The 26,928-nt window shown below is 43.5% G+C and carries 19 protein-coding genes and 3 pseudogenes; 10 read left to right on the top strand and 12 right to left on the bottom strand.

The features are described from left to right. Both rnpA and rpmH read right to left on the bottom strand, forming a co-directional pair. The coding region (rnpA, locus tag JMX94_RS12280) for a ribonuclease P protein component (RefSeq protein ID WP_201565794.1) at nucleotides 1–259 on the bottom strand (259 nt) is incomplete at its 3' end. Between the two features lie 200 nt (nucleotides 260–459). Continuing rightward, entirely contained in the window at nucleotides 460–594 is a 135-nt protein-coding gene (gene rpmH, locus JMX94_RS12275; RefSeq protein WP_007394757.1) for a 50S ribosomal protein L34, read from the bottom strand. Between the two features lie 621 nt (nucleotides 595–1,215). Between rpmH and dnaA the strand changes: the two are divergent. The 5 genes and pseudogenes from dnaA (at nucleotide 1,216) to JMX94_RS12250 (ending at nucleotide 9,293) form a co-directional block, all read left to right on the top strand. After that, nucleotides 1,216–2,657 (top strand): annotated as a pseudogene (dnaA, locus tag JMX94_RS13505) (chromosomal replication initiator protein DnaA). 191 nt (nucleotides 2,658–2,848) lie between these two features. Continuing rightward, nucleotides 2,849–4,023, top strand: a pseudogene (dnaN, locus tag JMX94_RS12265) (DNA polymerase III subunit beta). An 81-nt stretch (nucleotides 4,024–4,104) separates the two neighbouring features. Further along, nucleotides 4,105–5,352: pseudogene (gene recF / locus JMX94_RS13500) on the top strand (DNA replication/repair protein RecF). Nucleotides 5,353–5,958: 606 nt separating this feature from the next. Continuing rightward, nucleotides 5,959–8,544, top strand: coding sequence for a DNA topoisomerase (ATP-hydrolyzing) subunit B (gene gyrB / locus JMX94_RS12255; RefSeq protein WP_201565798.1), 2,586 nt, complete (start codon nucleotides 5,959–5,961; stop codon nucleotides 8,542–8,544). A gap of 140 nt (nucleotides 8,545–8,684) precedes the next feature. Then, nucleotides 8,685–9,293, top strand: a complete 609-nt coding sequence (locus JMX94_RS12250; RefSeq protein WP_201565792.1) for a manganese efflux pump MntP family protein — start codon at nucleotides 8,685–8,687, stop codon at nucleotides 9,291–9,293. A 116-nt stretch (nucleotides 9,294–9,409) separates the two neighbouring features. On the opposite strand, the gene rlmF is transcribed toward JMX94_RS12250, so the two are convergent. Next, nucleotides 9,410–10,462, bottom strand: coding sequence for a 23S rRNA (adenine(1618)-N(6))-methyltransferase RlmF (gene rlmF / locus JMX94_RS12245; RefSeq protein WP_201565790.1), 1,053 nt, complete (start codon nucleotides 10,460–10,462; stop codon nucleotides 9,410–9,412). A 242-nt stretch (nucleotides 10,463–10,704) separates the two neighbouring features. Here rlmF and JMX94_RS12240 point away from each other — a divergent pair, with 242 nt between their 5' ends. Both JMX94_RS12240 and JMX94_RS12235 read left to right on the top strand, forming a co-directional pair. After that, a complete protein-coding gene (locus JMX94_RS12240; protein ID WP_201565788.1) occupies nucleotides 10,705–11,511 on the top strand; it encodes a crotonase/enoyl-CoA hydratase family protein in 807 nt (268 codons plus the stop codon). Between the two features lie 33 nt (nucleotides 11,512–11,544). Next, nucleotides 11,545–12,702, top strand: a complete 1,158-nt coding sequence (locus JMX94_RS12235; protein ID WP_201565796.1) for a MalY/PatB family protein — start codon at nucleotides 11,545–11,547, stop codon at nucleotides 12,700–12,702. A 35-nt stretch (nucleotides 12,703–12,737) separates the two neighbouring features. Here JMX94_RS12235 and JMX94_RS12230 read toward each other — a convergent pair whose 3' ends face one another. From JMX94_RS12230 to JMX94_RS12215, 4 genes are all read right to left on the bottom strand, one after another. Beyond that, nucleotides 12,738–13,235: a cupin domain-containing protein gene (locus tag JMX94_RS12230; RefSeq protein ID WP_201565786.1), complete on the bottom strand. Its 498-nt coding sequence runs from the start codon at nucleotides 13,233–13,235 to the stop codon at nucleotides 12,738–12,740. A gap of 71 nt (nucleotides 13,236–13,306) precedes the next feature. Continuing rightward, nucleotides 13,307–14,875 carry an FGGY-family carbohydrate kinase gene (locus JMX94_RS12225; RefSeq protein WP_201565784.1) on the bottom strand — a complete coding sequence of 523 codons (1,569 nt, stop codon included), beginning with the start codon at nucleotides 14,873–14,875 and terminating at the stop codon, nucleotides 13,307–13,309. 29 nt (nucleotides 14,876–14,904) lie between these two features. Then, complete coding sequence (locus tag JMX94_RS12220) at nucleotides 14,905–16,593, bottom strand: glycerol-3-phosphate dehydrogenase/oxidase (RefSeq protein ID WP_201565782.1); 1,689 nt, start codon at nucleotides 16,591–16,593, stop codon at nucleotides 14,905–14,907. Nucleotides 16,594–16,673: 80 nt separating this feature from the next. Continuing rightward, nucleotides 16,674–18,434: an FAD-binding oxidoreductase gene (locus JMX94_RS12215; protein WP_201565780.1), complete on the bottom strand. Its 1,761-nt coding sequence runs from the start codon at nucleotides 18,432–18,434 to the stop codon at nucleotides 16,674–16,676. 627 nt (nucleotides 18,435–19,061) lie between these two features. Here JMX94_RS12215 and guaA point away from each other — a divergent pair. Together guaA and JMX94_RS12205 are read left to right on the top strand one after the other, a co-directional pair. Next, nucleotides 19,062–20,654: a glutamine-hydrolyzing GMP synthase gene (gene guaA / locus JMX94_RS12210; protein ID WP_227673640.1), complete on the top strand. Its 1,593-nt coding sequence runs from the start codon at nucleotides 19,062–19,064 to the stop codon at nucleotides 20,652–20,654. Nucleotides 20,655–20,821: 167 nt separating this feature from the next. Next, nucleotides 20,822–21,847, top strand: a complete 1,026-nt coding sequence (locus JMX94_RS12205; protein WP_201565777.1) for an SH3 domain-containing protein — start codon at nucleotides 20,822–20,824, stop codon at nucleotides 21,845–21,847. A 185-nt stretch (nucleotides 21,848–22,032) separates the two neighbouring features. Here JMX94_RS12205 and JMX94_RS12200 read toward each other — a convergent pair whose 3' ends face one another. From JMX94_RS12200 to JMX94_RS12190, 3 genes are all read right to left on the bottom strand, one after another. Next, nucleotides 22,033–23,037, bottom strand: coding sequence for a YhdH/YhfP family quinone oxidoreductase (locus JMX94_RS12200; RefSeq protein WP_201565775.1), 1,005 nt, complete (start codon nucleotides 23,035–23,037; stop codon nucleotides 22,033–22,035). Nucleotides 23,038–23,092: 55 nt separating this feature from the next. Continuing rightward, on the bottom strand, nucleotides 23,093–24,073 hold the full coding sequence (locus tag JMX94_RS12195) for a zinc-binding dehydrogenase (RefSeq protein ID WP_201565773.1): 981 nt from the start codon (nucleotides 24,071–24,073) through the stop codon (nucleotides 23,093–23,095). A 281-nt stretch (nucleotides 24,074–24,354) separates the two neighbouring features. Then, nucleotides 24,355–25,332 carry a zinc-binding dehydrogenase gene (locus JMX94_RS12190; RefSeq protein ID WP_201565771.1) on the bottom strand — a complete coding sequence of 326 codons (978 nt, stop codon included), beginning with the start codon at nucleotides 25,330–25,332 and terminating at the stop codon, nucleotides 24,355–24,357. On the opposite strand from JMX94_RS12190, the gene JMX94_RS12185 reads away from it, so the two are divergent. Beyond that, complete coding sequence (locus JMX94_RS12185; protein ID WP_201565769.1) at nucleotides 25,331–25,597, top strand: hypothetical protein; 267 nt, start codon at nucleotides 25,331–25,333, stop codon at nucleotides 25,595–25,597. The two genes, JMX94_RS12190 and JMX94_RS12185, sit on opposite strands and share 2 nt — an antisense overlap. Here JMX94_RS12185 and JMX94_RS12180 read toward each other — a convergent pair. Then, nucleotides 25,594–26,181: a GDYXXLXY domain-containing protein gene (locus JMX94_RS12180; protein ID WP_201565767.1), complete on the bottom strand. Its 588-nt coding sequence runs from the start codon at nucleotides 26,179–26,181 to the stop codon at nucleotides 25,594–25,596. The genes JMX94_RS12185 and JMX94_RS12180 overlap by 4 nt on opposite strands. Beyond that, a partial coding sequence (locus JMX94_RS12175) for a DUF4401 domain-containing protein (protein ID WP_201565765.1) occupies nucleotides 26,178–26,928 on the bottom strand: 751 nt, incomplete at its 5' end. The genes JMX94_RS12175 and JMX94_RS12180, both read right to left, overlap by 4 nt.

Below are 26,928 nucleotides of genomic sequence, written 5' to 3'. Positions count from 1 at the left end.
TACTAGCTTTTACGCGAAACTGTTCACGTACTTGACGTTTAATTAAATTTCGCGCAACAGCAGTAGGCACTTTACGTTTAGTAATGGCCATACCGACTCGAGGCTGCTCATGGGTATTGGTACGCACAAACGCCATTAGATGGCTCTGATGAAGCTTACGCTCAGGTGCATCAAACACCTCACGAAAGGCTGCAGGCGTGAGTAAGCGCTGCGCTTTGGTGAAGCGAGCATTAGGTGGCGCTGAAACAGTATTAGACATAGTACAACCTAGTATAAGAGCTGATAACAATAGCAGAAATAGTAGCGTAGAAATAATCATAAAGTATAGAGACAAAAAAAGCGCCGATGTGGGCGCTTTTAATATATGGCTAAGTGTCAGTTGTGATGATTGACGATCGCAATCTATAAATAATAGAAACACAACAAGCACTATGAGCCATGCTTATCGCAATCTACTGATTATACAGTAAGGCGATGACGTCCTTTAGCGCGGCGACGAGCTAAGACCTGACGGCCTTTTTTAGTTGCCATACGAGCACGGAAACCGTGAGTACGTTTACGCTTGATCACGCTTGGTTGGAATGTACGTTTCATAACTCACCTATCAAAATAATGGACTAAATTCGTAATAACGGAGGATTATACCACCGCATAGTATCTTGGTCAATAAACTAATTAAGTCTGTGTTTATACAGATAAGTTTTATAACAGAGAAAATAGTCTTTTCAATGATTCATTGTTAAAAAACACTGATTTCTAATACCAATCTACCTACTGAAAACATCTATTTTGATAATTGAATTTTAAAAGTTATCCACAATTTTTGTCAGTCTCTATAATAATTAACTATTAATATATATAAGTATTGTTGTTATTGGGAGCCGTATTATCTGTGGCTAACTCAGATTTTCCGTTTAATATCAAAATATTAGACTCTGGGTAAGGTTGTGGATAACCTGTGGGTGAAATATGGATAACTCGTGTTGTTTACTTATCCACAAAACTATCCACAGTCTTATCCACAAAAAACAAGGTGTTATCCACAGGCCGTTTGTGTTAGATTAGCCCCCTAGCTGATGTATGGTTTTAAGTAATCTCACCATAGAGTCTCTTAGGTAAGAAACGATTCACTCTATAGGTAAAGATTCAGTGATTTTAACAATAAAAAGTTGTTCTTTTGACCAATTATTTTGGACTATGGGGTTAGTACTTTTCATGATTGATACAGCAACTATTTGGGATAAATGCCTAAATGACTTACGTTATCACGTTAAAGACAACGTCTTTACGATGTGGTTAAGACCATTATCGGCGCATCAAGAAGCCAATAGCTTGATTATTCTTGCTCCTAATGATTACTTTGTGACCTACATTAAAAAGAATCATCTGCAAGATATCCAACAGCTGGTCGCTAAACATAGCCAAGGTAGTATCGAAGAGGTGATTGTTCGTGTTGATAATGCGGGTCGTGACATGGATGACAGCCATCAATCACAGTCAGGCTCATTGTTTGAAGACGATAAGCCCTCCCCTCCCAGGCAGATCACAGTTTTCAAACCACGCATAATAATATTGCTAGAGCAGATATTGATGCCAATATGCGTCATGCAGAACTGATCGAGTCTGCCGATGCCAAATCATTGAGCTATCTAAATCCTGATTTCACCTTTGAAACCTTTGTCACTGGTAAGTCCAATAACCTGGCTTACAAGGCCTGTTATGAGCTTGGAAAACGCCAATCAAAAAATCGGCACAATCCTTTATTTATATATGGACCTTCTGGTTTGGGAAAAACGCATTTAATGCATTCTGTAGCGCACCGCTATTTAAAAATAATCTAAGTTTTTATTATTTCACTTCTGAGAAATTTATTAATCAATTAGTTTATTCATTAAGAAATAATAAAATAGAAGATTTTAAAAAGAAAATAAAAAAGTAGATTTATTAATTGTAGATGATATTCACGTATTAGCAGGAAAGACAAAAAGTAGTAATGAGTTTTTGACTTTATTTGCAGATTTTACCAGTGGTGATAAACAGCTGATTTTGGCATCAGATCGCCATCCATCACAGATGACGGAGTTTGATGAACGTTTTAGGTCGCGTTTTCGTGGGGTTTGACGGTTGCGGTTGATCCTCCTGAGATTGATACACGTGTACAAATCTTACAGAGAAAAGCGGCATCGTACGGAATGAGTCTCCCTAAAGAATGTGCCTTATTTATCGCTCAAAATGTGGTTTCTAACGTCAGGCGTTTAGAAGGTGCGCTCAATCAGGTATTTGCCAATGCCAATCTTACCGGTGCGCCCATTACGCTTGAGATGGTGCAATACGCGCTAAAAGATATCGTTGCGATGCGCGTGCAAGCCGTGAATATGGACAATATTCGTAAAGTGGTTGCTGAATATTACGATATTACAATCAAAGATATGATGGGACGCAAACGTACGCGCAGTATCGCAAGACCGCGTCAAATTGCGATGGCATTGTCACGCGAGCTAACGAGTGAGAGCTTTCCTGAGATTGGACAGTCATTTGGTGGACGCGACCATACGACCGTGATGCATGCTTGTGATAAAGTAAATGAGCTACGCGCTGCCGATCCGGCGTTTGATAAGGATTACAAAACCTTGGCTTTGATGCTGCAAGCGGGTTAGAGGCTTGTGGTATCGCAATGTTGTCATAAGCAGATATGGTTTATAATACTTTGAGTAGCAGTAGACACAAGCTGTATGGATTATCGTTAGTAGACAGGGTATTATTAAGCCATTATTTTAAAATTATATAAATTAAAACCCTATAAAAAATCCTTTTAATAAGAGCAACTAATAAACAAGAGTAACTAAGCATGCAATTATCGATTAATCGAGAGTCGTTACTAAAAGCTATTAACTTGATCGCCAAGGCTGCTGATAAGCGCCATAATATGGTTATCTTGGGTAATATTAAGCTACAGTTGTCTGAATCAGCGCTGATTTTGACCGCATCTGATTTAGAAGTAGAGCTGACATCGACGTTGAAATTGCCTGCCGGTGCTTGTATTGAAGCCGGTACGACGACGTTGCCTGCGACTAAGCTCAAAGATATTTGTAAATCACTGCCGTCGCAAGCGCAAGTCAATCTTACCACGCAAGAAAACGAGCGTTGCTTGTTGACCAGTGGCAAAAGTCGTTTCACTTTAGGGACATTACCTAGCGAAGACTATCCAAGTCTTGGTAATCCTGAAAATATCACACCTTTAATCATTAGCCGTAGCCGTTTGACGGATTTGATTCATAAAACCCAATTTGCAATGGCGATTCAAGATGTCCGTTACTATCTAACGGGTATGTTGTTTGATGTTTCACAGCAGCAGCTGACTACGGTTGCCACCGACGGCCATAGATTGGCGTTAGCGCGTAGCGTTATTGACGTTAGTGCTGATTTGAATATGCAGGCGATTTTACCGCGTAAAGCTGTGATTGAGCTTGAGCGCTTGGCTTCTGAGCTTGGCAAGATGCTGGGTGATAAAGACAATGCAGTCACACTAAGCTTTGGTCGTGAGTTCTTGCAAGTAAGCTTGCCGTTTGGTGATGTCGATAGTACAGGGCAGGTGAGTGATAACTTAATGGTGACCTTTACCGCGCGTCTTATCGATGGCAAATTCTCGGATTATCGCCGCGTTATGCCAAGTAATACCGATAAATTGGCGTTGTTTAACCAAGAAAAATGACCGATGTGCTGCGCCGTGTAGCGATTTTGAGTAATGAAAAGTCTCGCGGCGTAGTATTTAACTTTGCTAGCGATGGTATGGTAGAAGTACGCGCCAATAACGCTGAACAAGATGAAGCAGTCGAGATGATACAAGCGAAGTATCAAGGCGAGCCGATGGAGCTGTCTTTTAATGCCGCTTATCTGCAAGATGTCTTAGGTGTGATTCAAGGTGATTTGCAAATGCATATGAGCCAATCAAATGCCTCGGTACTGGTTAATCAGCTCAACGATGAGTTCCACCAGTATGTCATTATGCCAATGCGTATATAGTGCGATTCTATTATAAAATTATTTTTTAATAAACTTTTGCCTACTAATTAATAGGTGGTAATATAGGCGGCTGTCACTGTTATGATTGAACGTCTACAAATCTCACACCTGCGTAATCTAACCCAAGTGAGTCTGCAGTCCGCTGCTTGCAACGTCATTATTGGCGCAAATGGTAGTGGTAAAACCTCTTTACTTGAAGCGATATTTTTGCTTTCAAGAGGTAAAGTTTTCGTCATCATCAGCCTAAACGCTATATTCAACACCATCAAAATGCAGCAACGGTGCATGCTAGGCTCAATGATAGCATTACCTTAGCTATCCAAAAGCAAGCTGATGCGACAACGGTTCTACGTCTGAATCAAACCACGGTTTATAACCAAAGCATCTTAACCGAACAGCTACCCACGCTACTGATAGATCCCTCGACGATGGATATGTTAGAGCAGGGTAGTGCCAGTCGCCGGCAGCTCTTAGATTGGCTAGTGTTTCACATGAAACAAGGGTTTCATCCCCAATGGGTAGCTTACCAACGCCTGCTAAAACAGCGCAATAGTTTACTAAAAAGAGCCGCCATTTAACCCAAGTACAGCTTGCTGAGCTAAAATCATGGGATAAAGGACTCAGTAATCATGCTGCGCTTATTCATCATTATCGTGAGCGTATCTTTACAGAATGGCAGCCTTATTTTGCTGACAGTATTGCGCAATTATTGCCTGCCTACGCTGAGCAATTAAGTCTGAGCTATAATGCTGGCTATGACACCAGTGTGGCGCTTGAGGTGCAGCTTAACGAGCGCTTAGAACAAGATTTACAACTGGGTTATACGCGTATCGGTAACCACCGCGCTGATATTCATGTGCATTGGCGCTCTAGTGATGTATCAGAAACGACCAGTGACGATGAAAAGGACGCTAATTCGAATCCCACCGCAAACACAGACCTCAATACCAAACTACCAATTTTAAAGAACAAGCGGCCAATGTATTGTCTCGCGGTGAGAAAAAGCTGTTAATCACCGCCTTACGTTTATCACAATTGCCGTTATTGCTTAATGACGAAAAGCCCCCGCTTGCTATAGGAAAAGACGGTAATAGTGATACCGTGCTCAACAGCCATACCAAGTCGAGAGCCACGCCAGTGGTGTTGCTAGACGATATCACGGCAGAACTAGATGAGAGGACGATAGATATTTTATTGTCGACGTTAGCGCAGCTGCCATGTCAGGTATTTATGACCAGCTTAACCGAAGATATTCTACCGTTGGTGCATCAATATTGGTCAGAACCTAAGATGTTTCATGTGAAACAAGGAAGTTTGACAATTTTATAAACAACAATTGATAAAAGTCGTTTTTAATGACCAATATTAGCTGAATTTGCGCTTAATTCTTAGCGCATGTTACTTATATTCCCCCTCAATTATCATTATATTGCTTATATTTTTAGCAAAGTAATGACCATCCCAAAATACTTGCTCAATATCGATAAAACTGTCAGTAAACAGTGACTTAGCGCCGAAAAATGCTAAAATAGAGCTTTATTTTGTCCTATTCTCAGCAAGTTATCTTACAAATTTTTATCAGTATTTTTTAAAGACTTCTTAACACTTATAAGAATATAAGTGTTTGATAAATATACGCTTAATTTTACTCTGCTTTAATGATGGGTAAAAAAAAGTAGAAGCGAATATGAAAAACGGTGATTGAAAAACAGATTGTGTTTAGAGCTGCTTTTTTAACACGGTTTTATACGCCTTTAACCGACATCTGATAACGTTTTAGCGAATACTATAACTAAATATTTCAACCCTAAACGTTAACTCTAAGATAACGTCATTCAGTATCGCCGTCGTGGTGAGCTGATGACAAATAGCTGATGATGGCTAGATTAAGGAATGCACATGAGTGATTCATTACCTACCGACCACGAGCAAATGATGCCAGACAACGCTCTAGATACTATTGCCCCCGCTGCCGCCCCTGAAGGATTACCCTCTGATTATAGCTCCAAAGATATTCGTGTATTGCGCGGGTTAGAAGCGGTGCGCGTACGTCCTGGTATGTATATCGGTGATACCGATGATGGTACCGGCTTGCACCACATGGTCTTTGAGGTGGTGGATAACTCGATTGATGAGGCGTTGGCCGGTCATTGTGACCAAATTGACATCATTATTCATGAAGATGAATCTGTTAGTGTCATGGATAACGGCCGCGGTGTCCCTGTGGATATCCATCCAGAAGAAGGGGTGTCGGCAGCACAGGTTATTATGACCGTACTGCACGCCGGTGGTAAATTCGATGACAACAGCTATAAAGTATCGGGTGGTCTACACGGCGTCGGTGTTTCTGTTGTTAACGCCTTATCTAAAAGGCTTGAGATGAATATCTGGCGTGAAGGCTATCATTATCATCAAACTTATACCGATGGTGTACCAGACGGCGATATCCAGCAGATGGAAGCGACGGATCAAACCGGTACCCAGATTCGTTTTTACCCAAGTAAGGATGTCTTTACCGGTACTATCTTTGAGTACGATATTTTAGCCAAACGCTTGCGTGAGCTGTCTTTCTTAAACTCGGGTGTGCGCATTGTCTTAACGGATGAGCGTATCGATAAGCGTCATGAGTTCGAACATAAAGGCGGTTTATCAGAATTTGTCAGCTACATCAATGCCGGTAAAGACGGCATCAATGATGTCTTTCATTTTGTCAGTGAGCAAGATGATGGCATCAGTGTCGAAGTGGCGCTACAGTGGACAGATACCTATAACGAAAAAGTATTGTGTTTTACCAATAACATCCCGCAGCGCGATGGTGGCACGCATTTATCTGGTTTCCGCTCAGCATTGACGCGTGGTCTAAATAGCTATATGGACCGTGAAAACTTATTTAAAAAAGAAAAAGTCGTTGCTACTGGTGATGATGCCCGTGAAGGTTTGACGGCGATTGTTTCTGTGAAAGTGCCTGATCCTAAGTTTTCAAGTCAGACTAAAGATAAGCTGGTTTCAAGCGAAGTAAAATCCGCTGTTGAATCAGCGATGCACGATAAGTTTAACGATTATTTGTTAGAGAATCCAAGTACTGGTAAAGCTATTGCCAGTAAAATTATCGATGCCGCCCGTGCCCGTGATGCGGCGCGTAAAGCTCGTGAAATGACCCGTCGTAAGACCACGTTAGATATCGCAGGTCTACCGGGTAAATTGGCAGATTGCCAAGAAAAAGATCCCGCACTGTCAGAGCTTTATATTGTGGAAGGGGACTCTGCAGGTGGTTCAGCAAAGCAAGGTCGTAGCCGTAAGACCCAAGCAATTTTGCCATTAAAAGGTAAAATTCTTAACGTTGAGCGCGCTCGTTTTGATAAAATGCTGTCTTCTGCGGAAGTTGGTAACTTGATTACTGCGCTTGGTTGCGGCATTGGTCCGGATGAATATAATCCTGATAAAGTACGCTATCATAAAATCATTATCATGACCGATGCGGACGTTGATGGCTCGCACATTCGTACGTTGCTGTTAACCTTCTTCTTCCGTCAAACGCCTGAGTTGATTGAGCGTGGTTATATTTATATTGCTCAGCCACCACTTTACAAGGTGAAAAAAGGTCGTCAAGAGCTGTATCTAAAAGACGATGAAGCCTTAAAAGCGTATTTATTATCATCAACGATTGATAATACCAGGCTGCATATCAGTGCCGATGCGCCTGCCATTACTGGTCATGCGCTAGAGACGTTGTTAAACGACTATAACCAAACCCAGCTTATCAAAGCGCGTTTACAGATTCGTTATCCTGCGGTGTTATTGGATGCGTTGACTCATACGCCAAAGCTTAGCACCGATATGACCTATGATAAGTCGGCGATGGAAGCGTGGAAAGCATCTTTACAGACGCAGCTTGAGCACTTCGGCAGTGATTTAAATCCTGAGATTGAACTGGTCAATATCCATGCGCCGCAACCAAAAAACATGGATGCCGCTGCTGCTGATTTATTGGGTATGAAACCTGTCATCGAGCCTGAAGCGGGCGCTACGTTAGATAGTGACGGTGAAGCACAGCCTGCTAAAGCCCAATGGTTGCCACGTATCACCGTTTATGTGCATCAATTGGCGCACCATTATCTGCTCGATGCCAGCTTTATCAATTCAGGCGAGTATACCAAGCTGCTGCGCTTATCAGCTGAATGGAATACGTTACTTGCAGAAGATGCCTTTATCCGCCGTGAAGCCACCGCAGGTACCACTAAAGACATCCCAGTACGCGACTTTGATTATCTCTGGCAACAGATGATGCTTGATGCGCGTCGTGGTCTGGCGATTCAGCGCTATAAAGGGCTGGGTGAGATGAATGCTGATCAGCTTTGGGATACCACGATGGATCCTGAAAACCGTCGTATGTTACGCGTCACGATTGAAGATGCGATTGCTGCTGACCATATGTTTACCTGTCTGATGGGCGATCATGTCGAGCCACGTCGTATCTTTATTGAAGAGAATGCGTTGACAGTATCTAATTTAGATATCTAAATAGGCTATAAAAAGTTGCTTAATGACTATTAATTGATTAATAAAAACCACCGCCTTGGCAATCAAGGCGGTGGTTTTTTAATGTTAGAGTTGTTTCACGTGAAACTTATGACAATAAGCAAAAAGAAGCGAATAATAAAATGATTGAAGTTGTATTACTTGCCATTGCTCTTGCGATGGATGCGTTTGCTGTTGCGATTGGGCTAGGGGCGAAATCACAAAAACAGCATCGTCATTATGTGCTGCGTTTGGCGATTTATGCGGGTTTGTATTTTGGTATTGCGCAGGGCGTGATGCCACTGATTGGTTATTTATTGGGCGCAGCTTTATTAGGCTGGTTGGCTGCTGCTGCACCTTGGATTGGTGGCTTTATTCTTATCGGTCTTGGTAGCAAAATGCTTTATGAAGTGTTTTTAGGAGATGGAGAAGAGGCGGTAGATAAAGCGCTGCATATAAATAGTGAGACAATGTCTGTAAATGACAGCCTAAAGAAAAATATCAATCATCGCACCATGTTTACCCTTGCGATTGCCACCAGTATTGATGCCATGGCAGCTGGCTTTACGCTGAATTTGTTGGCGCTTAATGCGTGGTTAGCCTGTTTAATTATCGCTATTATCACTGCTGTTTTTAGCGTTTTTGGTGTGTATTTGGGTAAGAAATCAGGGACGTATCTTGAAGATAAGGCGGAAGCGCTAGGTGGATTAGTGCTTATACTTATTGGCTTAAAGGTGATGTTCTTTAGCTAACTTATTAACCTTTACCTTTTACACTATAAAAAAACACCGCCTTGGACCAAAGCGGTGTTTTTTTGTTTCACGTGAAACTTTAAATAGATGTTTTTCAGACAGTCATTTTTTATTAATTACGCGTCGTCAGTATTAAAGCGCCACGCTAGAACACGGGTATTCTTTTGCCCTTGGCTCATCTCGATGATGCGCATTTGGGCAACATCAAGCTGTTTTAATAATAGTTGTAACGGTTTCACGTTCTCTGACTTTGACACTAAACTGGTAAACCAGCCAACGTGCTCGGCAAAATCCTGGCTTTCTTTCATCATTTTGGTCAAAAAGGCAATCTCGCCGCCCTCACTCCACAGCTCTTTATGCTGACCGCCAAAGTTTAGATTTTGCGCAGCGTTACCAGCCTTGGTTGAATGTCGGCTGATTTGCTCGTTTTCATTCTTACCGCGATGTCGTTGCAAATTATGCTGCTTGCGAGTATTGGCTTGCATCGCTTCTTCTAATGACGCATGGAAAGGAGGGTTGCAAATAACCACATCAAAGTAATCTTGACGACCGATGATGTTTTTAAAGATAAATTTAGGCTCAGGTTGCAGTTTTACTTTAACGGCGCTTTTTAGCTTCGGGTTAGACTCGCAAATAAGCGCGGCGGTATTGACCGAAATAGGGTCGATATCACTCGCGGTAAAACGCCAGCCATAGCTTTGGCTACCGATAATTGGATAAATGGCACTGGCACCGGTACCAATATCAAGGGCGTGAATTTCTTTACCAGTCGGCGGGGTATTGTCGTCATTAACGTGCGTGGTTTGCGCCAATAAGTCGGCAATATAATGGATATAGTCTGCGCGACCCGGTATCGGCGGGCAGAGATAGCCTTCTGGAATGTCCCAAAATTTAACACCATAATAATGAGCGAGTAACGCCTGATTTAGGACGCGTACCGCTTCACTATCAGAGAAGTTAATGGTCGGCTCGCCATTCGGGTTGGTGATGGTGTGCTTGGCCAATTCGGGCAGGGCACGGGTTAACAGCGCAAAGTCATAGCGACCTTGATGCGGATTGCGCGGATGTAGCTTGCCGAGTTTTTTGGCGGTCTCAGGTGAGCGGTTGCGATGATTATTAGCACTTGCTCTACGGACGTTTGATGTATTGGCGATGGGCTTACTGGTCATAGTTTCGGACTGCAATGTTTGAATATAATCATCCAGTTTAGCAGATTTCGCGTCCCTCTATCTGTTTATCCATTGCGACCGATTTACCTATGGCTAATAAAAATAGCAATCTGCCTGTGCGCTTATATCTGTCCTTGCGTTATAGCATAGGGGTGTCTATATTGAAACTAAGCTAAATGAACATAAAGCGGCTATTTTATAAGCGCAGCAGATGACAATAATACATTTAAAAGGATAAAAATATGATGACGGAAAGTAATAACCATAGCACTGATAACCGCATTACCTATGAAACCGACGGCTATATCTGCCTGATTGGGCTCAATCGTATCGATAAACGCAACGCCTTTGATAGCCATATGATTAAGCAGTTATCCGAAGCGCTGACGCGTTATGAAAATGACGATAACTTACGCTGTGCCTTAATATTTGCCCATGGAGAGCACTTTACCGCAGGACTTGATTTAATGGAGCTACAAGATAAATGGGATAAAGGTGCGTTTGATTTTAATGATAATGAGATTGACCCATGGGGTATCGGTGGTAAATTACGCAGCAAACCTGTCGTCGTCGCGGTACAAGGAACGTGCTTTACCGCGGGGATTGAATTAATGCTGAATAGTGATGTGGTCATCGCAAGTGATAACTGTAACTTTGCACAAATGGAGGTACAGCGCGGTATCATGCCGTTTGGCGGTGCAACGGTACGTTTCGTCGCAGCAGCAGGTTGGCAAAAAGCCATGCCGTATTTGCTGACTGGTAAAGCCTTTAACGCGCAAACTGCTGATAGACTAAATTTGGTCAGTGAAGTAGTGGCAAATGGCGAAGAATACGAGCGGGCAATGACTATTGCAAAAGAGATTTGCCAAGCTGCACCGCTTGGCGTACAAGGGTTACTGTCCTCAGCACAAGATGTCAGTCGTAGTGGAACTGCCGCCGCATTGGCTAATATCCATAGCTATTTGCCACATTTATTTCATTCAGAAGATGCGAAAGAGGGTGCGATGGCGATGGTCGAGCGACGTGAGGCTGATTTTAAGGGGCGTTAATAATTCAAAGATCTATGCTTTAGGAGATTGATGGTGCAATACAATTTTGATGAGATAATAGATAGACGTGATACAGGGTCAGTCAAATGGCATTATAACGATGACACGATTCCGCTATGGGTGGCGGATATGGATTTTAAGGCTGCCCAGCCTATTTTAAAGGCGATTGAGCAAGTCGCGCAGCATGGCATATTGGGTTATACCAAACCAACTGAGGCATTGTACGAGGCGATTATTGGCTGGCATGGCAGTCGTTATGATTTACAGCTAAATAAAGAAAATATCTTGTTTTCCCCCGGTGTTGTGCCAAGTTTAGCGCTGATGATGAACGTATTTACTGAAGTAGGTGATGCGGTACTGGTTAATGACCCCATTTATACGCCTTTTATGACTAAGGTTGAGCAAAATGGTCGCACGCTTGTGATGTCAGCGTTAAAAGAATACGACGGTAAATATCAGTTAGATTTGGCTGATATCGAAGCCAAAATAATCGAGCATAAGGTTAAGCTATATTTATTATGCAATCCGCACAATCCGGGCGGGCGCGTATGGACGAGGCAGGAGCTTGAAGCGTTACTGGCACTTTGCAAAAAGCATGACGTGGCGATTGTCAGTGATGAGATTCATCAAGATTTAACCTTGAGTGCTCACACCTTTACGCCTTTTTTAAAACTAGCAGAAATAGAAGGTTACGCGCATAAAGCCGTCAGCCTGACCTCAATGACCAAAACCTTTAACGTGGCTGGTATTAAAGGCTCGATGATATTTGCTAAAGACGATGCATTAATCAAAAAAATCAGTCAGCAGCAGCAGTTAAATGATGAGTATGAGCTCAATTTATTTGCTTATGAAGTGATGCGTAGTGCTTATGAAGAGGGCGATGAATGGCTTGAGCAGGCACTTAATTATATCGAAGCCAATATAGAGTTAATTATTAGCTTTTTAGAGCAGTATCTGCCCGATATTAAGGTTATGCATCCAGAAGCCTCGTATTTGATATGGCTAGATTGCTCGGCTTATGCACAAGATAATCAGAAGCTCTATGATAAGTTAAGAGAGGCGAAGGTTGAGCTCAATGCGGGTATCAAATACGGCACTGAGGGACATCTTAAAATGCGCCTGAATGTGGCGTGTCCTGAGGCACTGCTGCGTGAGGGGTTAAATCGAGTTTCTGCGGCGTTTAGTGGTTAATAAGGCTTTATAAAGCGAGACGAGATTTAATGTTCTCAAGGCTCTATTTGACCTAAATTCTCTAAGTCTACAAACTCCTTTTTGCCATGGATAGTATACATTCTGCGTTTGATGTCTGGATAATTACAGATATCAAACGCTGGTCTGTTGCCTCCCATTAAGTAGGTAGCGTCCGTATCACTATTATTACGCATAGAATGCGCTGCACCGTGTGCGGGGAAACCGACAAAATCTCCTGCATGTAGTTGATAAACTTCATCGCCATAATGTAGTGAAAGCTCGCCAGATAGCATATAAATGAACTCGTCTGAATTTTCATGATAGTGGTGTTGCGTGGTTTCATCACCCGACTCAACACGTACGAGATGCAGACCGAATTTGGTAAGACCGACAATATCACTTAATGAAACCGTATGGCGAATGGCATTGTCGTTAAACTGATGGACGTGTTTGGTTGCAGGGGTGTTTTCAATATTGGATTTGGTTAGGACGTAATGCTGAGTGTTTTTGAGTGCAGACTTTGGTGTAGTCATAGCTTAGTCTCCGTTATTATTATCTTAAGCTTGAGTCTATAGAAGTAATAAAGTTAACTTAGAGGGTTAATTCACTTTGCAGGATAACCGGTAATATCTTGAATGCTTTGATATAAAGGTTTTAGGCGCTCATACATTTTTAGATAAACCTCATTATAGAGGCGCTTGTAGAGTTGAACATTGGCCTCAATAGGCAAGAATTCATCGCCTAAATGGGTCATTGCCTCACTTGCAGTCGCGTGATTAGGATAGACGCCGATTCCGACTGCGCAGTTGATGGCAGCGCCTAATCCTGAAGCCTCATAAGTGTGGGGGCGATAAGCGGGCATACCAAAGATATCGGCAGTAAGCTGCATCGCTGAGTCACTTTGAGAGCCACCGCCTGAGACACGCAGGTGTTTGATGGTTTTGCCGGTACGCTTTTCAATGGTATCAAAGCCAAGCTTAAGCTCGTAAGCGAGCCCCTCTAAGATAGCGCGATAAACGTGCGCCCGCGTATGCACATCGCCAAAACCAATGAGCGCGCCTTTACCTTCAAGTCCCGGATGACGGACGCCGGGTGACCAATACGGCTGCATCATCAGCCCCATACAACCCGCCGGAATATCTTTGACTGCTTGATCGAGGAGTTTTTCGGTATCGATGCCTTGTGTCTTTGCTAGCTGCTCTTCATAGTGAGCAAATTGCTCTTTAAACCAGCTAACCATCCAAAAGCCGCGATAGATCATGTACTCATGATTGTAGTAGTTCGGCGCAGCAGCAGTGTAGGCGGGCATGTGCTTAAGGATTTCGACGTAATTGCTCGACGTGGTATTGATAGTCGCAGTAGTGCCAAAGCTTAAACAGGCAGTATCTGCTGCCAGACCGGCAGAGCCTAAAGCTTCACAAGCTTTATCGCTAGCAGCAGCAATCATCAGCGTACCTTCTAAAATCCCCGTGGCTTTAGCTGCCTTTGCGCTGATATGACCTAGTGGCTGACCTGGCGGCACTATCTTAGGCATTTGCTCAGGTCGACAGCTAAATAAACGCCATTTAAGATCTTTAGGTTTCATCCACGTTTGGGCTTTATAGTCATAAGGCAGATAGCCTAGGGCGTGACCATTGGAATCGGCTAATTCGCCTGTGAGCTGATAGGTAAGGTACGCTGATAGATTGACGTAATGAGCGGTCTTTGCCCACATCTCTGGCTCATGGTGTGCAAGCCAATTACAGCGGGCTTTTTGCTGTGCTTCTTTTACCAGTTCGCCCATACCAATGATTTTGGTTAATGGACTAAGAAAGCCGATATCGTTGGTTTCGCCGCGGCGCAAATCCATCCAAACAATAGCAGGGCGCAGCGGTTGCTTGTCTTTATCCAGACATATCATGGTATAGCGCTGGGTGGCGAGGCTGACGCCTGCGATTTGCTCAGGGCTTATAGCGCTGGTTTGCCACAACTGCTGACAAGCCTCGCTTAGCTTTTGCCAATAATAATCGGCATGTTGCTCGGCAAAATTGGGCTGGAGAGAGAAATACGGCTCGATAGGGACGCGAGCTTTGGCAATCTCAGTGCCAAACTGATTAAAGATAAGCGCTCTAACACTTTGGGTACCATTATCAATGGCTAAGAAATAAATAGGGTCATCAAGGTTCGTGGTCATAGTCGTCCTTAACTATGTAGTCATATAAATTAAGCCGCAGGCAAATGGTAATAGCGCTGCCACAAGTCCTGATAGCGAGCAACTTCTTGTTGCCACTTTTGCTCATCCCAGCCGAGCTCTTGCTGACATATTTGCTTTAGTCTTGTGCTGATAAGCGGCGTCATTGCGCCATGCGGTAGGATTAAACCCAAGCGTGTACGTCGCAATAATAAATCATCTAAATGAATAACCTGCTCATGGCGCGCGGCAAAACGAATCTCTGCCCAAATGGTATTGCTGTCGGTGATATAAGCCAAATCTTCGTCATGCGCTAGCTCTAGGAGAGTATCAAGCTGTAAGCCGTAAAACCCTTGCAAGCGTTGCTGCAAGGGTGGCGTTAGGGTTGAAAACTTGGGATTGGTTGGCGGCTGATTACTAAAGACTTCAGTGTTAAATGAGCCAAGATTTTTGGTGTCAACCTCATTAAATGCCAGTACCTGTTGGCAAATCTTTAGCACATCAAGGGCGATTAGACGAAAGGTCGTTAGCTTGCCACCGCTGACGGTTACCAGATTATTATCCAACCACACGCTATGGTCGCGTTTTTCTTTGCTTGGGCTCACGCGCTTGCCATCGCTGCCTTCTGAAATCAGCGGTCGCACGCCTGCCCACGTACTAATGACATCCTCTCGGTTTAGATGAGCATCGTTAAACAGCGTGTTGGTTGCAGTTAATAAATAATCGACCTCTTCATTCGTGATACCAACTTCACTATCATCCAAAGGCGGATGATCCAAATCGGTAGTACCAAGGACGGTACGGTTTTCCCATGGGAAGACAAATACCGCTCTTTTATCGACAGGATGCAAAAAGGTATAGGCTTGCTTAATTGGCAAACGCTCTTTGCTCACGACCAAGTGACTGCCACGTGACGGACGAATTTGCTTATGAAAACTTTGTTCGGTTTGCTTACTGGCCTGCATACGTAAGGTATCCGCCCAAGCGCCTGTGGCACTGACCACCACTTTGGCGTAAACATCGTAACTTTGAGCATTACTATGAGCATTGTCTTCAGAAGAAGTATCTTTGAGCGTTGCGCCTACCACCAAGCCTTGTTCATTGGTAATCAACGATTCTGCTTTTAGGTAGTTAATCGCCTGCGCGCCGTCGTTAATTGCCTCATCAAGTACGCGCATCACCAGCCGCGAGTCATCGGTCACCGCATCGCTAAATTGACTGGCTCCCAAAAACTTATCTTTCTTGATATGCGGATTTAGACTTAGAAAAGCTTCTCTTTTAAAGTAGGTAAAATAACGCTTACCCGCAAGCCTATCGTAGACTCGTAGCAAGGTATTGAATATCCATGGCGGTGGAAACTTGCCTTTATAATGCGGCATAACATAGTGCATCTCATTCACAAGGCCACTCGCTTCACTGAGCATACGTTCACGCTCACGCACGCTAAGCAAGGTGGTTTTATAATCACCTGAAGCAATGTAACGTAGCCCGCCATGTACCATTTTACTAGAGCGGCTGGACGTGCCCCAAGCAAAGTCTTTTTGCTCAATTAACAACACCGCTAAGCCGCGCCGTGCCGCTTCGCGAGCAATTCCAGCGCCTGTGATACCGCCACCTATAATCAGCATATCCCACGGTTCTACTTGAGACGAGCGATGAGATAAAGGCGCTAGTGCTTGCTGGCGTTGCTGATGGGGCGGATTGGGCTTAGTAGGGTTCATAAACGGTCTATCTCACATGACATTTAAATGAATCAATGACTTAAAATGGGTAAGTCATTTAATGGTACTAAGGCTATCTTTTAATCTTCGATTAAAACGCCGGGGTTCATACGCTGCTCAGGGTCTAAGCTTTTGAGCATATCATGAGTTACCTGAATGCCGAGCTTACCTTTTTCAGCCGCTAGGTAAGGCGCATGATCACGACCGACACCATGCTGATGCGATATCGTCGCCGTGCCATTCGCTAGACTTAAACTGGCCGCCTGTTTGATTTTTTGCCAGCGTTTTAAGGTTGTGGCGTGGTCTTTAGCTGCGCGAAAGAAATAGGTGGTATAAAGGCTGGCACCTTGTTTATAGACGTGTGAGATATGAGTAAAGGCCATGACATTTTCGCCTTCATCTGCCAAAGCGTTTTGCACCGCTTCTTGCATCTGCTGCATTTGCTCGTCGATGTTGTTCCAATTGGTTGCCGTCTCAAAGGTATCGACCATGATGCCTTTGTCCCATAAAGTGCCACGCAAGTAAGGGAATTTAAAACGTCCATGCGCCCACACGCTACCCATAATATCGGTGATTTTACCAGTGACACTACCGTGCTGCTTCAACAGCTTATTAAACTGCGTTAGCGCCAATTTATTCTGCGCTTTATCGCCTGATACGCCGTAAGTGAGCATAACCTTATCTGAGCTCAGCCCGCGAGCTTTTAGATAAGTGCTGATGGCTAAGAATTGGCTTGGTGACGTGCCTAAATGTATATGCGCATCAGTCTCGACGGCATTACTTAAACGTAGCATAGATAAGCGAACATTTTTTTGCACAGCTTGTCTAAGAACTTCTTTACCTGCTTCCCAATTGGGCAGGAAAGCCACTTTAAACAGTTCTTCCTCAGGCTGCGGCTGTACACGCATTTTGACCTCGGTAAAAATACCAGCACGGCCTTCGGTACCCATCATCATCTCGCGTAAATCAGGACCTGCTGATGACGCTGGAATATCGGCGATGTTGAGTACACCCTGCGGCGTGACCAACGTACCGCCAGCAAACATCTGCTCGATACGCCCGTAGCCCAATGACTGCTGACCGCTAGAGCGCGCGGCAATCCAACCGCCAAGCGTTGATAGCTCCCAAGACTGCGGATAATGCCCTAAGCGGTAACCCTGTGCGTCCAATTGTGCTTCAACCGCTGGCCCTTGTGTACCCGCGCCAAAGGTTGCAATTTGGCTCTCAGTATCTAAATCGATAAGCTGATCCATCTTGCTCATGGCAATGGTGAGTACCGGGCGTGAGCCCTTTTGCGGATTGATATGACCAACGACTGAGGTGCCGCCACCAAACGGAATGACAATTAGGTCATGCTCACTGGCGAGCGTTAATAAAGTCTCGACATCAGCGGTCGATTCAGGGAAAGCGACACCGTCAGGGAATACTTCAAAAGCGCCGCTGTGCATGGCTATCCAATCTGGGAAGCTTTGACCGCGTGCGTGTCTGAGTCTCACTTCTTTATCGATAGATACGGTTGCAAGCTTAGTTATCGCAGCAGGCAGGCGTGATTTTGGTACAGTTTTGAGTACCTGTTGTAAGCTGACAGAGGATAGTTTTTTTGTTTTGCCGATATGTGATTTGATGAGCTTTGCGCCATGCGGCGAGACTTTTTTATTGATACTGATATTGCCCCAGCCATTCCAACGCGTCTGCTCAATAGGTGTATTGCCGGACGTACTATTGGATGTATTGGCAGAGTCATTATCTTTTGCAGCATCTAAAGCGCTGCTGTCAGCATCATTGATGGCTACTGCGGTAGGGGCGGGATTTTTACCAAAAAGGGATTTTATTTTGCTCATAGGGACATACCTGTCAATTTATTATATAGTCAAACTTTATATAAATCGGACACGGGTCACACGCGCGCAGTCTACTATCCTGTAGTCATTTCACTCGTCTTCCCTGTATCCAAATTATCTTAAACCGACTATCACTTTTATTTAGGGTGAGATTTAGGTCTGGTTTTCATAATTAGGAGCAATTTAACGACAGCTTAACAGAAATAACTAGCTTGAGCTAACCATGCTAAATCTATCGTATTAAAGCCAAATTGCTTATCCTTCGAGCATAGCACAATATAAACGAAAAATTTATACAGACTCGTCATTTGTATAATAAAAATTCATACGGTAAGCATGATTGTTGCATTCTGATGAATTAAAAAAACTCTCGTTATGTCCTTTATTAACTCTTAAAATTGCTACCTTTCTCTTTTGACTCTTGCCTTGGTAACATTCAAATAATCATAAATATTTGCTATTCATTATCAATAAATATTCATAACCCTCAATAACTCGCAAAAAACGTGAATAATTAACCATCTAATAGCCATTAATGGGCGCAAACTTGTTAAAATAGGGCACTAATTTTTTCTTGATGGACATCGATTTATGACCACTGCCGCTGCCACTTCTGCATTACCTACTATGCCTACTATCAAAGAAGACCGCATCCTCATTCTCGATTTTGGCTCGCAGTACAGCCAGCTAATCGCTCGCCGTGTGCGCGATTCTGGCGTTTTTTGTGAGATGTTCCCTTATGACATCGACACTCAGCGTATCCATGATTTTGGTGCCAAAGGCGTCATCTTATCGGGCGGCCCTGAGAGCGTTCATGCTGAAAATAGTCCGCGTATCAACGATGCGGTATTTGAGCTTGGCGTACCAGTATTGGGCATTTGCTACGGCATGCAGGCAATGGCGGATCGTTTCGGCGGGCAGGTTCATGCCAGTGATATCCATGAGTTTGGCGCCGCGACGATTGAAGTTAATGGTCAGTCGCAGCTCACTGATGGTATTGAAGATAGCGTGACGGACAGCAACACTGCCAAGCTAGATGTGTGGATGAGTCATGGCGATAAGGTCATTGAAGCGCCACAAGGTTTCAATATTATCGCCAGTACACCAAGCTGTCCGATTGCGATTATGGCTGATGATGCCCAGCAGTACTATGGTCTGCAGTTCCATCCTGAAGTGACGCATACCCTACAAGGTCAAGCGTTATTGGGTCGTTTCGTACATCAGATTTGCGACTGTGCGGGTGATTGGACGCCAGACAATATCGTTGATATGCGTGTGGCACAGTTAAAAGAGCAAATCGGTGACAAGCAAGTATTGCTTGGTCTATCAGGCGGCGTCGATAGCTCAGTGGTTGCCGCACTATTGCATAAAGCGATTGGTGATCAGCTCACTTGTGTGTTCGTCGATAATGGTCTGCTGCGTCTGCATGAAGGCGACCAAGTGATGCAAATATTTGCTGAAAACATGGGCGTAAAAGTCATCCGTGTCGATGCCGAAGATTTATTCTTAAACGCCTTAGCAGGCGAGTCTGATCCAGAAGCCAAACGTAAAATTATCGGTAAAACCTTTATCGATGTCTTTGCCAATAGCGCCCGTGAAATCAGCGAGCAAAGCGATGGTAAAGTCATCGAGTTCTTGGCACAAGGTACGATTTATCCTGATGTCATCGAATCAGCGAAATCGCATCAAGGCAAAGCCCATGTGATTAAGAGCCATCATAACGTTGGCGGTTTGCCAGATGATTTGGCGTTTGAGTTGGTCGAGCCATTACGCGATTTGTTCAAAGATGAAGTGCGTAAACTTGGTATCACCTTGGGTCTACCAGCAAAAATGATCTATCGTCATCCGTTCCCAGGTCCAGGTTTGGGCGTGCGTATCTTGGGTGAAGTGAAAAAAGAATATGCCGATATCCTACGTCAAGCCGATGCTATCTTCATGGCAGAGTTAGAAAAATCAGGCTGGTATGACAAGACTGCGCAAGCGTTTGCGGTATTCCAACCAATCAAATCAGTCGGCGTGGTTGGCGATGGTCGCCGCTATGCGTGGGTGATTGCGCTACGTGCGGTTGAGACCGTCGACTTTATGACCGCGCGCTTTGCCCATCTGCCATATGATTTGATTGAGACGGTATCAAATCGTATCATGAATGAAATCGCTGAAGTATCACGCGTGACTTATGATGTATCAAGCAAGCCACCAGCGACGATTGAGTGGGAATAAAATCCTAGTTAGACCTTAGATGAAATAAAAAAACACTCAACTTAGCTGGGTGTTTTTTTTATTTACTAGAATGTATAAAATTCAATTTTAGTTGATTAAATAGTTAGAAGCCCTTAGATACCTAATTAATCAATTTTTAAAATTAGATAAAAGAGGAATAATGGCGAATGGATAAGAAGAAGCTTGAAGAAATGCGTGAACCGCCAGCTATGAAGATGGCTAGGGAAAATCAGGCGCGATTAGATAAGCTTTCTTTAGCTACTGGAGCTACGGACAATCTTTTGAAAATAGCTAAGGATTTAGATTATTTTAAAAGTTTGACTGGATATACGACAAGTCAAGGCTTGTTATCTCAATTGTCTCAAAGTAATTTAGCTATAGATGGCTCAATATCAGGAATGTTAAACACTTTATCTGAATCAAGTTCACTAAACCCATCGTTATTTGAGTCAAATAAATTTAATAAAGCCATTATAGATGCTTTTAAAGCAACTCATTTGGGTTTAAAACCTCGAACACAGTTCATATTGCCAGAAGGCTTCACTTCTAAAGATCAAATAGGTGAGTTAAGTAGTGTTATATCTAAATCGATAGAGCTTTTTACACAGCTTGAGCAATTTAAGAAATATTCCTCATTTGGTGTCCTTTCAAGTCTTAATGAAGATTTTTTTGGAGAAATTTTAAAAACCACTCTAACTACGGATGATGTAGAAGAGTTTTCTGAAATCTCAATAGCTGAAATTGATGCTGAGTTAAGTGATGAAATAAAGTCAGGAAAAGATTTTAGTTCGTATTCAGAGAAAGCTAAAAAGATTTTATATTTCATTTGCACCGTCATATTGTTACAGTACCTAATTGGTATAGCTAGCAGCATAACCGCTAATCATATTCAGCAGTTTCAAGAAGTATCTAAAAGTTTAGAGACTTCGAGAGAGGTGAAATCTTTGACTAGGTCATTTCCTCCAGTGATTGATCGACAAGCACTAAAAGGTTATCGAGTTACAACAGTAAATACTTTAAATTTTCGTGATAATTTCGGTATGAGTTCAACGATAGTGGATACTATACCTATTGGCACTATAATAAGAGTCATAGATAAGTCTAATAAGACTTGGTTATTAGTTGAAGTTGAAATTGATGATGAGCTAGAGCAAGGTTGGGTTTTAAGACGTTATACGACTTATTTTAAGTAAGTTAATTATAGACAAAACTATTTTTAAAATTTATTTTGTGAACGCAAATGAACGCAAATGAACGCAAATGAACGCAAATGAACGCAAATGAACGCAAGTTTTATCTATAAAATCTTAAAAAAAGGCAGCGTCCCGAAAGGGATACTGCCTTTACGTATTAATATCAGTTGTTCCAAACCAAAAACTTAACTCCGAACATTCACCACATAACGCCCAACCGTCTGACTCGCCATAAAGCGATCTAAGTATTCGGGTGTTTGCTCTAGGGTAATCTCTTCGGCATAACTCTCTAGATTAGGCAGTTTCATATCGGTCGAGACCCGCTGCCAAATGGCCTTTTTATCGTCCAGTGGAATATAGACCGAATCGATACCGAGTAGGGACACTGCGCGGGTGATAAACGGCAGTACCGTCATCGTAAACTCAGCGCCCCCCGCCAAGCCGCAAGAGGTAACCGCACCGCCAGCTTTGGTTTGTTTGAGCAAGTTTGCCAAGTAGTCGCCGCCGATTGTATCAATAGCGTTTGCCCATAGCTCACGACCGACAGGTTTATTTCCGACCTCGTTAATGGTATCGCGATGACGGACTTCGTTTGCACCAAGCTCTTTTAGATAGTCGCTTTGCTCCGGCTTTCCAGAGAAGGCGATGACCTCATAGCCAAGCTGACTTAATATGGCGATACTGATACTACCGACACCGCCGGTTGCACCCGTGACCGCGACTGGACCGTCTTCAGGTTTTGCGCCCATTTTCTCTAACTTTTGCACACTTAATGCTGCGGTTAAGCCACCCGTACCATATATCATGGCTTCTTTTAGCGTTAAAGAAGACGGACATTCGACCGCCCAATCGGCAGGGATAGATATCATCTGACTGAGACCGCCATCGGTATCCATGCCCAAATCATAACCAAAGACCACGACTTCTTGGCCTTCAGAAAACGTGCCAGACTTATCACTGACCACCACGCCTGCAGCATCAATGCCAGGAGTGTGCGGGTAGTTTTTGGTGATTCTTTTATTACCTGATGCTGACATGGCATCTTTGAAGTTTAACGATGAGTAATGCACTTCGATTAATAAATCATTTTTGGGCAAATCACTGACGTTACGCGTTTGGATGCTTTTATCGAACGTACCGTCGCTGGTTTCTTCGACGACTAAGGCTTTAAAGGTTTTGTTATTCGACATTGTCTGAATCCTTTTGTATTGCTTTTTTATTTGAGTGGATTTATAACGAACTATATTAAGGTTTTAACAACACTTTGCCTTTTTTGCCAGATTGCACCTTGCCAGATACCGCTTCTTTAATATTATCCAGCGTATAGATGCCGCCTGTTGGTAGCTTTAATTTACCGCTGGCAGCGCGCTCGATAAGCTCTTTTATCAAACGGCTTTTATTATCCGCATCCATCTTTTGCATCAATGCACCACCCCAAAACCCCTTGAGTGTCGCTTGCTTAAAGATGAGATGAGTAGGATTGAGCGCGAGTGGCTGACCAGACATCGCACCCACCGCTGCAATGATACCGCCATGACCGAGTAAGCTTAGTAAATCACCGCCAGATTGACCGCCGACAGAGTCGACTGCGCCGCTGATTTTTGCATCACCGATAATGTGACGGACTTGATCTTTCCAGTCGTCATCATCGCTCACGACGTTGTTTTCGGTAATACCAATCTCAGTCAGCTCGTTTGCTGACTCTTTACTACGCACGACATTGATGGTATTGATGCCGCGCTCAGCAGCCAACATCGCAAGCGATTCGCCAACTGCGCCATTGGCGGCGTTTTGAATGACCCATTGACCTTTTTCTAATTCTAAAAACTCAATGAGCATCAAGGCGCTCATCGGCATGGCGATAAGCTGCGCGGCCATTTCATCATCGATGGCATCCGGTATCGGGATGACGCTGCTAGCAGGGGCGGTGAAGTATTCGGCCCACGTGCCTTCGACACCGGTGACCACCACACGCTGACCCGCTTCCATACCTTTGACGTCAGCGCCGATAGCCTCAATAGTACCCACGGCTTCGCTGCCAGCGAGTGCGGGCAGTTTTGGCTTGGTGCCATATTGGCCTTGAATAGTGATGAGGTCGTGGTTATGGATAGAAGACAAAATGGTTTTGATACGGACTTCGTTGTCCTTTGGCTCTGGCATTGGGCTGTCAGTTATGGTTAGTACGTCTGACGGTTTGCCAAATTCGTTATAGGTTATGCTGCGCATATTTATATCCTTTTTTATTGTTAGATAAATATCGTTAATTGTTCATTTTGAAACGATGATGATTAATCACTCATCAACCTTAACAAGCAGGCCTTCATGCCCGCAACCTGACTTTGGTAAATGAACGTTGCCAGCTGTTTAGAACCGTAAAATGTTATAGGGCTCAGAGTTATAACCGCAAAATAAGCCATAAAAAATGGCAGCGTTCTTATTAGAAAGAACGCTGCCATTATCTCAATAAAAGGAAGAATAAAACGAAAGCTAGCTAAATGAATGATAGTTTAAGGCTTTAGCAATACCTTACCTTTTTTGCCTGACTGCAATTTGCCATCGACAGCTTTGGTGATATCAGCTAAATCAAATACAGCTTCGACAGGCAAATGCAATTTATCACTGGTTGCCCGTTCGATAAGCTCATCGATTAAGCGCTGTTTATTTTCGACACTCATCTCTTGGCTAATTTTACTGCCCCAAAATCCTTTTACGATGGCTTGTTTAAAGATTAGATGCGTCGGATTAAGCACCATTGGCTGACCTGACATGATGCCAAAAGATGCCAAAGTGCCACCATGACCGAGTAGCGATAATAAGTCACCGCTTACTTCCCCGCCGACAGAGTCGACCGCTGCGCTGATGCTATCATCGCTGATGGTTTGTCGGACTTGGTCCTTCCAATTGTCATCTTCGGTATTGATGTTGTTTTTGATACCAAGGGCGTCTAACTCTTTTATGGCATGGCTACTGCGTACCAGATTAATGGTATTAACGCCGCGCGCAGCAGCCAACATCGCAAGTGATTTACCAACGGCACCATTTGCGGCATTATGAATAACCCATTGACCGCTTTCTACTTCTAAGAATTCCAGCAGCATTAAAGCACTGAGCGGCATGGCAATTAACTGCGCCGCCATTTCATCTTTTAAGCTATCAGGGACAGCAAAGACCATATCGGCGGATGCGACAAAGTACTCTGCCCACGTTGCTTGCACACTGGCAGCAGCCACGCGCTGTCCGACTCTTAAGTCTTTAACGTCGCTACCAACGGCATCGATGATACCCAACGCTTCGCTACCGCCGATAGCCGGCATCTCAGGCTTAAAGCCATATTTACCACGAATGGTGAGTAAGTCATGGTTATGAATGGAGGTGAGAATGGTTTTGACGCGGACTTCATTAGCCTTGGGCTCTGGGATAGGGCGGTCGCCGAGGCTTAATACTTCAGTTGGTTTGCCAAATTCGTTATAAGTTGCACTACGCATGATAAATCCTTTTTTAATTTTTAAGTTTTTTCAAATGTTTTTTAACGAGCTAGTGAATTTGCAGCCATCAACAGTAACAAACCCTGCTGACTTATCGCAATATCACTTTGGTAAAGCAGGGTTGTCATCGATTGACAGTTATAAAGGTTTTAGCGCGACAATTGGTAGCATTTACAGCAGCATTGATTTTGAGTTATTAGCAGTTTGCGCTGTATTAGGTTACTTTGGACCAATCCCTTTTTGGATTAATCATTTTTTGGATTAATCATTTTTTGGACTAATCACTTTAAAATCGTCGTCGACCAGATTGGTCAATAGTGGCTCACCTTTATCATTAACCCGAAATAGCCCATATTCTGCCGCCTCAAAAGCCTCGCCATGACCTTCTTGGAAGAAAAAAGCATTGGTCGCAAGCTGCATTGCGCCGTTACGGATACGATAGTGAATCGCCATCTCATTAGAGGCTAAACCCTTAGGCTGATTAGCCGCTAAGCGCACAAACTGTGCGACTTTATTGTTATCTAAGGCAACAATGACATAGCCTTGTTCATTAGTAGGATAGCTACCGGGGTCTCTATTTAAGGCGGCAAATACGTCACGCTCTAGCGCATAGCTAAGCGTCATATAGTCGCCTTGCATAAAGCCGCGTGGATCAACGGGTGCAAGCGCTAATAATACCGTATCGCCAGTCGCAAGATGGTTTTCATACTTTGCGATATTCCTCGTCATCACTACCAATACGAGCGCCAATCCAAGAAGGGCAATAATAATCGTAACTGCCGGTTTTTGTAGCCAATGCGCACTCGATGTGTCCTTAATCAAGCGCTTGGTCAAAATTTTATTATTCATGACAGCCGCTCCTGATTGTCGTTAGCACTCGGTTTTATATGCGCAAAATAGCCTTTGATAAGTAGCCAGCGCAGCAGTAATAGCGCGATACCGATGACCAGCATAGAGGCAGACTTGACCAATAAAGAAGTATCGAGCTGATAGTAATACCAAAATATATAACCGACCAAGGCAATAATGCCCAGTCCTAATAGCACGCGTTGGCTATTGGCAGTGGCGATAATGATAATCAAACTGGTGGCTAATAAGCCTGAGACATAAATAGACATTATCCCAAGTAATATAATCGCAGCGCTAATGAGTAGTCCTGCTGCTGATAATAATTTGATGTGATAGCGCTTTAGAATGAGATAAGCAGCATAAAGACTGGCAAGCGTTAATAGCCCTTGGGCTAGGTAGTAGTTATAGCTAAAGACTTCTCCATAACTATCAAGGCTATCAAAGCTATTGCCATATTCAGCAGCGATAAAATAGACGGAAACACTGAGCAAAACATAGGCGCTCGCATAGCCAATAGCATTGGTAATTTCTAGAGCGTTCATTCGCCATTTGGTCGGGATAAAAGCAGCTAGCCTATAGCGTTGTAAATGAGTCACGCTAATGATTAATGCCAATAATCCTAAGCTGACTTCGGATAAATGATAATAATTTAATAAGTAAAATAGACAGCTTAAGGCTAAAGTGGCGCTCAATAAACGAGAGATAAAATTGGCTATTACAACTGTCATCAACAGTTGCACAAGGCGC

It is taken from the genome of Psychrobacter sp. CMS30 (assembly GCF_904846565.1).
Lineage (GTDB): Bacteria > Pseudomonadota > Gammaproteobacteria > Pseudomonadales > Moraxellaceae > Psychrobacter > Psychrobacter maritimus.
The sequence above is the reverse complement of the archived record's forward strand: the minus strand, read 5'-3'. Positions and strand labels throughout refer to the sequence as shown.